This is a genomic window from Microcoleus sp. S13C4, from assembly GCF_036700865.1.
Lineage (GTDB): Bacteria > Cyanobacteriota > Cyanobacteriia > Cyanobacteriales > Microcoleaceae > Microcoleus.
Genome location: NZ_JAUBPS010000109.1, coordinates 1 through 13,562, shown reverse-complemented (window position 1 = coordinate 13,562; position 13,562 = coordinate 1). Strand labels below are relative to the sequence as shown.

Annotated in this window: 7 protein-coding genes and 1 pseudogene; 1 reads left to right on the top strand and 7 read right to left on the bottom strand. The window is 44.4% G+C overall.

The window, feature by feature from the left end; all coding sequences use genetic code 11:
• Positions 1-24: 24 nt before the first annotated feature.
• A complete protein-coding gene (locus QT996_RS26995) occupies positions 25-1,671 on the bottom strand; it encodes a relaxase/mobilization nuclease domain-containing protein (protein ID WP_333050428.1) in 1,647 nt (548 codons plus the stop codon).
• 65 nt (positions 1,672-1,736) lie between these two features.
• The gene (locus tag QT996_RS26990) at positions 1,737-2,168 is read right to left on the bottom strand and encodes a plasmid mobilization protein (RefSeq protein ID WP_333050426.1); all 432 of its coding nucleotides are present in this window, start codon (positions 2,166-2,168) and stop codon (positions 1,737-1,739) included.
• Between the two features lie 517 nt (positions 2,169-2,685).
• Between QT996_RS26990 and QT996_RS26985 the strand changes: the two genes are divergently transcribed.
• Positions 2,686-2,871, top strand: a complete 186-nt coding sequence (locus QT996_RS26985) for a hypothetical protein (RefSeq protein ID WP_333050424.1) — start codon at positions 2,686-2,688, stop codon at positions 2,869-2,871.
• A 1,634-nt stretch (positions 2,872-4,505) separates the two neighbouring features.
• On the opposite strand, the gene QT996_RS26980 is transcribed toward QT996_RS26985, so the two are convergent.
• From QT996_RS26980 to QT996_RS26960, 5 genes and pseudogenes are all read right to left on the bottom strand, one after another.
• Positions 4,506-4,718: a hypothetical protein gene (locus QT996_RS26980; protein WP_333050423.1), complete on the bottom strand. Its 213-nt coding sequence runs from the start codon at positions 4,716-4,718 to the stop codon at positions 4,506-4,508.
• 150 nt (positions 4,719-4,868) lie between these two features.
• A pseudogene (locus QT996_RS26975) lies at positions 4,869-6,359 on the bottom strand (IS5 family transposase).
• A 314-nt stretch (positions 6,360-6,673) separates the two neighbouring features.
• Positions 6,674-7,993, bottom strand: coding sequence for an MFS transporter (locus tag QT996_RS26970; protein ID WP_333050421.1), 1,320 nt, complete (start codon positions 7,991-7,993; stop codon positions 6,674-6,676).
• Positions 7,994-8,019: 26 nt separating this feature from the next.
• Positions 8,020-12,918, bottom strand: coding sequence for an amino acid adenylation domain-containing protein (locus QT996_RS26965; protein ID WP_333050420.1), 4,899 nt, complete (start codon positions 12,916-12,918; stop codon positions 8,020-8,022).
• The coding region (locus QT996_RS26960) for a phosphopantetheine-binding protein (protein WP_333050418.1) at positions 12,918-13,562 on the bottom strand (645 nt) is incomplete at its 5' end. The genes QT996_RS26960 and QT996_RS26965, both read right to left, overlap by 1 nt.

Genomic DNA, 13,562 nt, shown 5'->3' with positions numbered 1-13,562 from the left:
TAGACAAATTTAAGGTAGCAACAATTAATCCAGTTCGATGTCTTGGATGCGCTGTTTATAAGGTTGGTTATTTGGTTTAATATTTTGCTGTTCTTGCTCAATTAATTGTATCCAGATATCATTCCAACTTGACTGTGGATTGACAAGTTCTGCATTCGGTAGCAGCGCAAGCGCATTTCGAGCGAGCATATAATCTTCTGCGATCGCTATAATAATGCTATCGAGTTCTTGTAAGAATTGTATAGGCAGTTGTGAAGCTCGTTCAATTCCTAGGTAAAGTGTCGCTGGTGCTGTTGTAGAGTTATCCTGTTCAATCAGCAAAATTGAAAGGGCTTCGATTGGGTTACAGGCAATCACAGCTCGCTCAATTTCTCCGGTAGTGGCTACCCAGAAAGCAGCTTCAGATGACAGGGGATGGGTTGTAGTAAAGTTGCCTCTTTCATCTAGAACAAAAGCGAGCCTGGGTGCCCCCTCAAGCGTCCGTCCTGTAAAGACAGCCTTTTCAGAGGCGGCATACAGCCAAGAATGAGAGTGCAATAAATCGAGCAATTCTAAAGGTAAACTGTACTCGACTGCTAGATGCGATCGGACTTTTTGCCACTGAGTTTCATTCCTTTCAGGCAGGATAGACAGTTGTAACTCTAACTCATTTGCTGTTGCAGGAATTGCAGGTGTAGTTGTTTCTAGCTCAGATTGTGACAACTCTAACTCATTGGCTGTTGCAGGAATTGCAGGTGCGGTTGTTTCTAGCTCAGATTGTGACGACTCTAACTCATTGGCTGTTGCAGATAGGGTTGCTGCTAACTCGGATTGTGACGACTCTAACTCATTTTCCTCTGCCTCACTGGGGGCGATAGCTAAGTGTTGTGACTGCATTAAAGCCTCAATTAGGGCGTTATCTCGCCCTTTGTCATAGCTAACGCCTCGATGCTTCTGCAATCCAGAAAAAGTGTAGGCTCTACCCAACTGAGTGCCACTTAAAGCGACTCCATCTAAATTGTAAGAAATGCCTTGACTGAAGCCGATTCCAGTTAGTGTTACTTGCACCTCTACGGCTTGTTGCTGCAACCGCTCAACGAATTCTGGCATACTTGGGTTGTCTTGGGTTACTTCATCAATTAAGTCTTGCAATTGCACCCTGACGCTCTTGTTTCCCTTGCTTTTTAATTGCCTGTGTTCTCCTGTAGTCTGAGCTCGCTTGTCTGTTTCCCAACTGGGTGTAACAGTTTCCAGGTTGTAGTTCCGTTCGAGTTGGCGAATAGTTTCTTGGCTTTTGTAATAGTCCCAGCTATCGTCAACAACGCCTCCATCTAGGCAAATGCGACTGGCGACGATGTGAATGTGGTCGTGTTCTGTATCGCTGTGCTTGACAACTGCGTACTGGTTGTTGTCAAATTCCATCGCTTTCATGTAGTTGGCTGCAATCGCCAGCCAGCGTTGGTCATTTTCTTCAGAATCTTCTAGTTTTTCGGTGCTATCGACAGATAAAGTGGCGTGAAAAACTGCTACTTTCAGGTTAGGTCTTAGTTGTCGGGCGATGGCAAATTCAGCAGCGAGTTCTTCAGGAGTTTGTCCGCACATAGTACCGCCAATTAGAGCGGCGTCTTTTTTGCCCAGCACGTAGTTCAGACAGCCTCGAAAGCCTGTACCTTTGATTTGTTTGCCAATCATAACCGAAAAGCCGTCAGTTGCACAGAATCGATTGCTCAGGCGGTAAAGCCCAGGCTTGTTAATAGTTAGCGTACTGTAGATTTGGCAAGGTTTGCAACTATTGTTTTAATTGTACCTCCGTTTTCTCGAATGAGTTGCTGTACGCTTTCTAAGAGTCCTGTATTGACAACAACTGGTTCTCCCAATGCTACGGCACTATTGCAAGCTTTAGTAATTTGATTGAGGTTGTTTCCGGCAATTCTCAATTGGGCATCAATCTTGCATAAAACTTGATAGGCTTTCAAGTCAAATGCAGCTAGAGGGCGCGGCATGGTTCTCCTCAAAGCTGCACGGCGTATGAAGTCGCTCATGCTCAAATTGACTTGCTCTGCTCTTGCTTTGATTTGATTGTAGTCTGAGTCAGACAATCTCAGTTCCAGCCGACTCGAAAGTCTCTGATTTGGCTGATTTGACTGATTGGGCTGACTGTGAGGCAATTTTTTGAGCTTCATAGTCATAAAAATAGTTGAGTTTATCTCATTTTATAAACCTATAACTACTTTCAACTTCATCCCAAAATAGCAAACTAGGGGCGTAAAGTGACCCCCGCCATTTGAGGATAACTGGTTGCGAGCGCTACTCAATAACTGACAATCGATCCATTTGCTTTTTAAAGTGTTTGCTCGACAGGCGAGGGCATTGTCAGCTCCTTTCTCCCTCTTATTTTTTATAGCTGTATAATATTCAGCTTAATTTGTATTACAGTTAGCTACATTTGTCATTAAAGCTTAAGAAAGTCTTAAACCTGACCAGGCGGCTAGGATTCCCCATTCATGAGGTGCATTGTTTTTATTTAAAAGTAATAAATAAAGCTTTGTACGGACAAAACCATTGCTTGCTACCGAGAGAGAACCGCCATAACCAGTCCCAACAGGAATTGGCACTTTCTGCACAAAAAAGCAGTAAAGGGACAGGAAAAAGCAGGCTCTTGCCGGACATTTTCGGGTAAAAACAGGTAGAGTGCAGTTCCTGCAAATGCCTGTATCATCACTGATTTTGTACAGTAAATACCTGACTTATTACGGCAAATTCCTGCGTTTCGAGCGATCGCTACTTACAGTCGATGGCTATCGTGTTGGCAACTGTAAAAGTCAACGCATACTCCGCCCTTCGAGCACTTCTTCATTCGTAATTAACATGGGACGATCGTCCCATGTTTGAAATAAAGGAAAGCTGTTTCTTTTCTTTGCTCGTAAATTATTTACCGTCGTGAGAGGCCCAATAACCGAATAATTACGAAGGTCGGATGAAGGATTGCGAATTATTCGCTCCCTCCGCTTTAATTCAATCTTGTACTCGAAGCTCCGTGACCTCCTACGCACTCGGTTTACAGCAGTCGTGAGGAAACGGTGGGCTTGATTTACAACAATTGTGAGGGAACAGCGGCTTCATTTACAGCAGTCGTGAGGAAACGGTGGGCTTGGTTTACAGCAGTCGTGAGGGAACTGCGGCTTGGTTTACAGCAGTCGTGAGGTAACGACTGCTGGGTTTACAGCAGCCGTGAGGTAACGACTGCTGGGTTTACAGCAGCCGATCGACTCCCAACTATCAATGCTCGTTATAGTTCTCCACCTGATGAGTACAGGCAGTAATCTCTATTCATGGGAGGTGCATTGTTTTTATTTAAAAGTAATAAATAAAGCTTTGTACGGACAAAACCATTGCTTGCTACCAAGAGAGAACAGCCATAACCAGTCCCAACAGGTCAAGACACGAACAGCACAAAAAAGCAGTAATTTGGCAGAAAATTGCAGGCATTTGCAGGATATTTACAGGCATTTGCAGGTAAAGTGCAGCCCCTGCAAATGCCTGTAATCTCCCTGATTTTATACTGCAAACACCTGACTTTATACTGCAAATCCCTGATTTTAACGCTCCACAACATTAGCTATTTTTTAGCGTTTTTAACAAAAAGTGAATTGATTTAATAGTCAAGTTGTGGCTTGGAAAGTTGAATTTAAAATCAAGTTGAGCAAGTGCGAAAAAATTGGCAGCGTAGCCGCCGTTATGTCAGCCTTGACAGTCGCATAAATTGCTGTTGCGGACTCGCGCTTTGCAATCGGCTAAACTGTTGTTGTCTGATAAAGCTTGACAGTCGGATAAAAATTTACCCCCTGACTCGGTTTACAACAGTCGGTCGGTTTACAGCAGTCGCTCGACTCCCACCTATTAATGGCGGTTATAATTCACCTCCTGATTAATACAAGCAGCAATCTCTAGGCGTAAAGAGCGATCGCTAATATATTCCCACAAAAAAATAGTTCGCCGTCCCTGTCCCATACCTTACCGCTCTTATGGAGGCATTTGGGCTTCAGTAGCCACTCGCGAGTCGTTCCTTATTCCATATCAATAAGGTTTGAACTGCGGGTAAGCAATATGCTCAATATTGATGGGGGGGATATTTTTTGTCAGCACGTAAAAGCCCGGTTTGTGATCACAAAACCATTGCTTGCTACCGAGAGAGAACAGCCAAAACAAGCCTCAACAGGCTAATGCACGCTCGACACAAAAAAGCAGCAAGTTGACGGAAAAATTCAGGTGTTTGCCGGATATTTTCGGGTAAATACAGGTAAAGTGCAGTCCCTGCAAAAGCCTGCATTCTCACGCTCTTTTGTACAGCAAATGCCTGGTTTTATACGGCACTTGCCTGACTTTAGGGCATCCAAAAATCAGCTAATTTTTTTGGTTGCGGCTTCGCTCAAGGTGCGAGTCGCGAACAGATAAGTCTGCTGGCGGGCGATCGAGCTTTCACATCAACCCGATCACCTGGTTCATTCCGTGTGAGCGCGAAGAAATCAAAAAACGGGGCAACGAGCGGCACTCCGCTTGAACCGGGCAAGTTCTGCCTCGCCGACAACTGCCACAACATCGGCTGTTGTGACTTTTCCGGCGTCGATCGCCTCCACAAAAACCGCCACAACAACAGGAGCAATGTGAGCAATCGGCACAGTCGAATATCGGGTAAAAATCGGCTCTCCTGGGTTTATGGTGGATACGGTATAAGACACAACTGTTCGCGATTCTGTGATGCCCTTGGAGTAAGGATATGCGGTTTGTTTATCACCACAAACTCAGGAAAGCCTAAAAATCAAGCGCCTTGATACCTAGGGTTTGCTGAATAATTGATCGCCAGCCAAGAACAGGTGCGATCGATATATTCAAGCTTGGTTAAATATAAGTTTTTTCTGTATTGATTTCACCCAATTATAATTGTAGATTATCTTCAACCCAAAAACAGGCATTCTTTTTCCAAATAGACATAAAAACACACAAAAAACCCGGCGCCACCAGGAAGCATCGGTTCATTACCAAAAAAGTAATTGCAATAACTGTACCAGAGGTATTATCAAGTTTTGCCATCACTCTATTCAGGCCAAATCTTCGTTTACCTTGTCCAAATTTGCCCTCAATTGCATTTCTAATCCTCTCATCTTCCAACGCTTGCTTCTTTTTTGATTTATTCATATTTGTTCTTGGTCTTCCTAGAGGGGACCCACTGAGCCTAATTCCTTTTTCTTTACACCATGCTCGGTTTTCCCGATTTCGGTAAATGCGATCAGCATGAACTGATTCTGGATAATATCCTGTGAACCTATGATATGCTTATACTTGGGCTTTTAAGTTTCCTGATTCGTTAAAGTTGTCCCAGCTCATCCGGTCTAAAAATACATATCCTTCAAAACAACTGGCTGATAGTTTGGCTCCAAACTCTACGCTTTTTCCGGCTTTTCCTCTGACTATGGGACGAATGTGGGGTTGGCTTAAACTTACTATTCTATCCTCAATACTCTGTTTATTGTTGTCAAATAACCACTGTTGTTGGCGAGCTACTTCTGTGAGGACTAGCAAGGTTTTATATTGCTTTTTATTCAGACCTTCTAGGCTCGCACCTGAATCGATTAACTGTTCAATATGAGCCTGGTTTCTTTTGATGTATTGAAGTTGTTTTTTAATTGCCTGTCTTCTTTTGTTTCGGGTGGATCGTCTTTGTTTCGCTACTGCTAAGTAGTCTTTTCTTGCTAAATTACGGTAGGTTCTTGGTTTTTTATAGATTTTTTCTTTTATTTGTTTATACAGGATGTCTATGATTTTTTCTGTTTGAACTCGGGCTCGGTTTAATAATCCTAAGTCGGTCGGATAACTAATATCGGCTGGGGCGCAGGTTGCATCTATGATTAATTTTCCGCGATTGGGTGACTCATTTTTGGCGTCCGAATCCTTTTTTCGGGTTTGATTGGGGTGATGGAGCGCATTTTTTCGACCATGCGCTCGTTGACTTTATTAATCAGGTTCGGACTGATTCGTTGCCGAAAGTGTACTAATAGAGATGGGTCAAATGGCAGCTCGTTACTGTAGCTTGATTGACCGATAAAGTATTGTAGGTAGGGATTTTCGCGGATCTGTTCGACTGTTTCCCGATCGCTAATTCCCAATTTTTCTTTGATAATTAATACCCCCAATGCCATCCGAAATGATTTGGCTGGTGCACCCTTGTCTGCGGGAAAGTTGGCCGCATATTCTGATTCAAATTCAGACCATGGGATTATTTTGGCCATTTTTACCCAACGGTTATCTGGTAACAAATTCCCTCCGAAGGGCAGTTCAAAGTCGGATGGGGGACTTGGGGCAAGCTCAGCTTTTCTGTACACGATCGCAGGTGGTGATGCACGGGTTTCGATCTATTTTACCTGTTTTTTTTGCATCTAACTCTCGATCGCACCATGGCATAACCCAGGCTACGTCAAGTGCGATCGATATATTCAGCAAGCCCTATTTAATCTTCTCCCTCTTGAGTTTTTGAGTAACAGCTTGCCGGATATTTAAAGGCAGCTACTTTTAGATGCGCTCGTTTTTTAGTCTAAACTCCAGTAACTGGCGATCGCAACCATCACCCGCAGGAATTGGTTAAGCTACCGCGCCGGCTGAGAATCAACACCGATACACTCACAGCTTTCCCCAAGCCCTAAATCGCATCTGGTAATTCGCGTTCCATGAACCGCAAGCGCGGATATCGGTAAACTGCAACTGTCACCCCTATAGCTAGAATTTCCATCGTAATAAATAGCAGGCCAATACCTCGACCCGGCCCGACGCCAATGAGTTGACCGATGCTTCCAGCTAATAAACCATCAGTCGCCATTAGAGGTTCAAAGATTCGTTCGGCTAGAGGACCAGCCACAACATAAGCAGCGGGAATACACGACCAACAAATCATATTGATTGTCGCAAAGACCCGGCCTTGAATATCGGGAGCCACTTTTCGGAGCAAGATAGCATCGCACCAGCCATTGATGAAAGGCAAGCTGAAGAAAAACAAGAAGAAAGCCAGAGCAAAAAGGGCGGCATCGGCGCGTAATCCCAATGCTAAAATGCACATTTGACTGAGAAAAGTAAAACCAAATACGCCACGAATTAAAGTTCTGGGACCTCCCCAAATACTCATAACTACACTACCCAGCAGCATCCCCGCACCGCCGATCGACTGAATAGTTCCGAGAACGGTGACAGAAGTAAAGGAAAGTACCAATGGCGTGAATAAAACCTCAATCATTCCTAGAACAAAATTATTGAGGGCGAATACAATTAGCAAGGCTAAAAGTCCGGGGCGAACAAAAAGATAAGTCGAGCCTTCAATTGCCTCTTGCCAGAGAGAAGTTTTCGCCTCTTTTGGAACGGCATCAGTCTTAGCATCAGGGAAGCGAACCAATAATAAACTGGTGAGGGCAAATAAGAAGGTGGTAAAGTCAATTACAATGATACCTTCAAGTTGGATAATTCCTAGCAAGATGCCTGCCAGCAATGGCGAGATTAGTTGGGCGCAAGCTTCTCCTGACTGAACCATACCGCTAGCGCGAGGTAATTGTTCTTTCGGTACTAATAAAGAGGTCGAAGCAGTGTAGGCGGGTAACTGAAAGGCTTTGAATATGGAACTGAGGCCAACTGCAAGGTAGATGTGCCAAAGTTGAAGGTTGCCAGCAACGAGTAATAAAGCGATCGCCACTGTAGTTATCCCCGCCCCGGAGTCAGACAGAATCATGCACCATCGTCGGTTCCAGCGGTCAACAATTGCCCCAGCTACTGGAGAAATTACGATACTGGGTAGCATAGCAAATAGCAAAATTAGCGAGAATTGGGTGACTGACCCCGTGCGCTGGTACACCCAGACTCCCAACGCGAAATTAGTTAAACCCGACCCAATTAAAGATATTAGTTGTCCGAACCAGACCAGAAGAAAAACACCCATTCCACCTTTAAAGGGGCGGAGATTCTTAAGACTACGCATGATGGCTAATTTCTGCTATTTGGCGGTTATTTTGGCTCAACTTCCAACACATAGCCTTCACAATGTAAGTCGGCGGCCTGAAAACCCAACCGTTCTAAACCTTGATAGTGCTGCACGCAAGTTTCCAGATTTGGCAATCCTACAGTGGGCTTGATATTGTCAAAACGAGAAGAGAGGAGACTGGACATAACGCACCCCATAATGTTTAGGGGATTGGTAGGCTTAAACTCGTCTGACCATGAATCTTCCTCCATGTTTTTCTTCATTGATTCGGGTAGGTAGATGACCGTTTCTATCGGGTCAGGTGCGTGAAGCGCTCCACCTTCGGTAAACAGAATATCTTTGTGTTTCTCAAAGCGATCGATCGCCTGTTCTGGAGAAAAGCAGTGTGGGCCAGAATCATCAACAATTAAAGTGCCCGGTTTCACTCGCTTGATGTCGAGAATATCTGGGACGTTGGTAGCCCCAATAATTAAGGTAGCATCGTAGATTTCCGGTGGGAGTTCCGATGAAGAGGAAGAGGTAGCGATTTGAACAGAACCTCGAAATCCTAAATCACCGCTCAGTTCGCGTTGAAGATTTTGAAGCGATTCCAGTTTACTGTAAATATCGCACACTATAATCGATTGAGGATGCGGCAAACATTTTAACATCAGGCGCAGGGTATTAATTCCAATTGACCCCAATCCGATGAAAGCGACTTTCTCTCCCTGTAAAGAACGGTTACTAATCTGTAAAAGTTTCTTAATGGTCAGAACAACAGAAGAGCAGGTAGTAGCGTGTCCCGTAGTGATTTTTGGTAAGTCGTTACGCCCTTCAATAGCTTTAGCAATCGCATGACCGTAATCGGTTGCCGAGGGAATTAAACCCGTTAAGGAAACAGTTTTCGCACCGATTCGCCCCGCCATTTCTAAAGATTCAACAACCATTTGTACAAGTGTTTGCTGGTCGCTGTATAGTTCATCCTCGAATATGGGGAGGGTTAGACCCGCTATTCGACCCCATTTAGTTTCCATAACAGCATCCCACATCGGAAGGTTTTCAAACCACTTTTGAAGGATTTCATTGCGAGTCAAGCTTGTTTGTTTTAATAAGGAAAAGGGAATATAACCCAGAGCTGCTGAATTAACTGATGCTATTTTTCCTACAGCTAACAAGGATAGTAAAGAGCGCTGTTCTAGTTTAAAAAATTCAGAAAAGTCTGTAATTTTGGATACAGAAGCACCCATCGGTTTTTCAACTTCGGTTTGAAGTTCTTTTAAGTTGACAGATGGCTCAGTGGTGAACAGTGGCTCGATAGCTTTGGCTAATTTAGCTATAGTGGGATGCTCAAATAGAAGCTTGACTGAAACTTTAAGGTTCATCTCTACTGAGAGCTTGGATACGAGTGAAACTGCTTGCAGTGAGTGTCCTCCTAATTCAAAAAAATTATCATTAATGCTGACCTTTTCTAATCCCAGAACTTGAACCCAGATAGCAGCCATTTTTGCTTCAGTCGGAGTGCCAGGGCTAACAAATTGGTCTTCCTGTTCGTTGTGAAAGTTATCTGGTGCGGGTAAGGCGCGACGGTCTATTTTGCCGTTGGGTGTCAGCGGCAGCGCTTTCATCAGCACAAACGCGCTCGGTATCATGTAATCAGGTAGCTTTTGTTTCAGGTAGTCGCGCAGGTTGCGAGTCACTGTACGCTGCAAAGTTTTCCACAAGTCTTGAGTGTCCAACTGATAATCTACGCTTTGCTCGATTTGAGCCTGTTCGCTGGGTGTAAGATGAAAGCGAATCCCCGCCTGTGGTGGACGTGACCAAACTACTGTCCCAGAAAGCCAGCGCGATTCGCTCTCTCCGGGTAGTTGCATATGCACGCGGACGCTTTTACCTCGCTCGATAGCTGGCATCCCCACCAAACCAACGCCGCCAGTGGAGATATCCTGTGTGTGGATTGTGATGGCGTTACCGTTTAGTTCTAGTTGGCATTCAGTGTGATAAGGGACACGTTCTGGAATAAGGTTAGAGACTAGATAAGCTACGAGACGCTTGTTTCCAGGTGTGTCTTCTCGGTCAATGACTGTCACTGAGCGCACGTTCGGATGTTTTGCCAGTACAGCCTCAATTTCTCCGAGTTCGATGCGGAAACCTCGGATTTTTACTTGGTTGTCGATACGGCCGAGAAATTCAATATTGCCGTCTGGTAAATAGCGGGCTAAGTCGCCGGTTTTGTAGAGGCGAGAACCTGGTTCATTACTAAAGGGATTGGGAATAAATTTCTCTTGGGTCAGCTCGGGACGGTTGAGATAACCTTTTGCTAGTCCCACACCAGCAATGTGAAGTTCTCCGGAAACACCGATAGGAACGGGTTGTTTATGGCGATCGAGAATATAGATTTGGGCGTTGTCAATCGGACGACCAATTGGCAGCACGTCCATGCCTTCAAAGCATTGTGCAACCGTAGCGCAAACAGTGGATTCAGTTGGCCCGTAAGCATTAAAAAAGCGCCGTCCTCCAGCCCATTGAGTGACCAAAGAAGGAGGACATGGCTCTCCCGCAACAACAATAGTCTCTAAAGCTGGTAATTCTTGAGTCGGCAGAACGGCGAGTGCTGACGGCACAAGGGTAGCGTGAGTAATCCTTTGCTCCTGTAACAGCAGCAATAAAGGTTGTCCGGGTTGTAACTCCTCTCCGGTTCCCAAACATAATGCAGCTCCCGCACAAAGAGCCATGACAATTTCTGAGATAGAAGCGTCGAAGCTAATCGAAGCAAACTGGAGAACGCGACTATCTGGCTGAACTTTAAATAGGTTAATTTGTGCTGTTGCTAAATTGCACAATCCTCGATGAGCAACTTTAACTCCTTTAGGTTTTCCGGTTGAGCCAGAAGTGTAAATCACATAAGCCAAATTTTCCGCTGTCAAGTCCGTGATGGGAGAAAGCTCACTTAAAGTAGAGATTTCTTGCCAATCAGAATCTAAGCAAACTACCCGTGCTTGATGCTCTGGTAACGAGGCGACCAGTTTTTGTTGAGTTAACAGAACTGGTAGCTGCGAATTATTAAGCATATGGGTAATGCGTTCGGAGGGATAAGCAGGGTCTATGGGGACGTAAGCACCACCCGCTTTGAGAATGCCCAACAGTCCTACTATCATCTCTAGGGAACGCTCTACGCAGATACCTACCAGTGTTTCTGGTTTTACCCCGAGTGCTTGTAAATGGCGTGCTAATCGGTTAGCCTTGGCATTTAGTTCTCGGTAGGTTAGCTGCTGATCTTTAAAGATTACTGCTACTGCATCTGATGTTTGTTCTACCTGCTTTTCAAATACTTGATGAATACATAGATTCTGAGAGTAATCTTGTTGAGTCTGATTCCACTCCACTAATAACTTGTGTTGCTCAATCGCCGTCAAAAGGGGTAAATCTGATAGCCTTTGTTCGGGATTCGCTACAATACCTGCTAACAGCGTTTGCCAATGCTCTATCATGCGGGCAATGGTCGTGGCATCAAAGAGATCTGTACTATATTCAAATGCCCCTGTTAACCCCTGCTCGGTTTTATGCAACGATAAGCTTAAATCCAATTTAGCCGTATGATTTTCTCCAGGTTCAGATAGATTAATTGTTAAATCTTTAAGAATTACAGCGGCCTCTGGCTCATGTTCCAGAGCAAAAGCTACTTGAAACAACGGGGTATAGCTTAAGTTACGTTCTGGCTGTAACACTTCTACTAACTTCTCAAACGGCACGTTTTGATGATCGTAGGCTTCTAGCACTACTCCTCTAACTTGTTTTAATAATTGGAGAAAGGTAGGATTGTCTGATAAATCAGTGCGTAACACTAAATTATTAACAAAAAATCCTATCATTCCTTGGGTTTGAGAGTGCTGGCGGTTCGCTACAGGAGTGCCAACAACAATATCGGACTGGTTGGTGTAGCGGTAGAGCAATACTTTAAACGCTGTGAGAAGCAACATAAAAAGCGTGACCCCCTGCTGCTGACTCAAACTTACGAGTCCTTCACTGATATCTTGCTCAAGGGTAAAAACTTGAGTTTCTCCGCGAAAGGATTGTACAGTAGGTCGGGGACGGTCGCCTGGTAATTCTAACAGTGCTGGCATCCCTGCTAGTTTTTGCTGCCAGTAAGCGAGTTGAGATTCTAAAACTTCTCCCTGTAACCACTGCCGTTGCCACACAGCAAAGTCTACATACTGAAGGTTGATTTCAGGCAGAGTTGGTGCATGATGCTCAACTAAAGCTGAGTAAATTGTGGTTAACTCTTGAACAAAGATATTGACAGACCAACCATCAAAGATAATGTGGTAAACTGTTAGCAGTAGAACATTTTCTGTTGGAGTAAGCTGAACTAATTCTGCTCGGATTAGAGGGTCTTGGGCGAGATTAAACACATACATTACTGACTGAGAAGCTAATTTCTCATATTCAATCTCTCGTTCACTTACTGGCAGAGGACGAAAATCCACGACTGGTAGCGTAAAATCTCTAGTGGCAGCGATCGCCTGAACTGGTTCTCCGTCTACAGCAATAAAGTTAGTGCGTAAGATTTCATGGCGATTGATGAGTAATTGCAAGCTTGACTCTAAAGCGGCAATATTGAGTTGACCGCTAAAATGGAAGCCAAGAGGAATATTATAGAACGCGCTGTTCGGCTGTAACTGGTTTAGAAACCAAAGACGCTGTTGGGCAAAAGAAAGAGGAAAGGTGGTGTTTTCTGTTCTGGATATAGGAGCGATCACACTGGCATTCGTTTGATTATTGGCTTGGTGCAAAAAGGAGATAATTTCAGATTTGCGGGAGCTAATTTCTGACTTGAGAGCAGGGGTGAGAGTCCCTTCAGGAGCGTTGCAACGCAGGCGTTCGCCTTCCATAAATAAGTTGATATCCAGCTTGCGTAGATCATTAATAAACTCAATTGTATTCATTAAAATTCCACCTCTTCTCGGTTATTAATAGTTGTGTTGTTCGTTTCGATATTTTGAGTTGCCCAAGAAACTGCTTCAATGTAGCTAGAAAAATCGGCTACAGTTGGAGCTTCAAATAACTTCGATAAAGGCAGATTCAGCCCAAAGGTATGACTCACTTTTGAGAGCAGTTGAGTCGCCAGTAAAGAATGCCCACCTGATTCAAAAAAATTGTCATTTATACTCACTTTCTCTACTCCCAAGACTTCAGCCCAGATGGATGCTAGTAATTCTTCCGTAGGAGTCCGAGGAGCTACAAAATCTGCTTTTTGAATCAAACTATTGAGGTCTGGTGCTGGCAATGATTTGCGGTCTACTTTGCCATTCGGTGTCACTGGCAAGGACTCCAAAATTACAAAAGCACTAGGTACCATATAGTGTGGTAGTCGCTCTTTCAGAAAATGCCGCAGTTCACTAAAAGTTGGTGCTGGTTCGTGAAGAGAAACAATATAAGCCACTAAGCTCTTTTGACCCGGAATGTCTTCTCGAAGCGTAACAGCGACTTGGAGCAAGTTTGGATATTGGCTGAGTGCTGCTTCAATTTCTCCGAGTTCGATCCGAAAACCGCGCACCTTTACTTGGTCATCTATCCGACCGAGGTATTC

What these genes read in the sequence shown, in the direction of transcription:
- QT996_RS26970 (WP_333050421.1), bottom strand. Translation starts at nt 7,993, where the DNA reads ATGCGTAGTCTTAAGAATCTCCGCCCCTTTAAAGGTGGAATGGGTGTT.
- QT996_RS26985 (WP_333050424.1), top strand. Translation starts at nt 2,686, where the DNA reads ATGCCTGTATCATCACTGATTTTGTACAGTAAATACCTGACTTATTAC.
- QT996_RS26995 (WP_333050428.1), bottom strand. Translation starts at nt 1,671, where the DNA reads ATGATTGGCAAACAAATCAAAGGTACAGGCTTTCGAGGCTGTCTGAAC.
- QT996_RS26965 (WP_333050420.1), bottom strand. Translation starts at nt 12,918, where the DNA reads ATGAATACAATTGAGTTTATTAATGATCTACGCAAGCTGGATATCAAC.
- QT996_RS26990 (WP_333050426.1), bottom strand. Translation starts at nt 2,168, where the DNA reads ATGACTATGAAGCTCAAAAAATTGCCTCACAGTCAGCCCAATCAGTCA.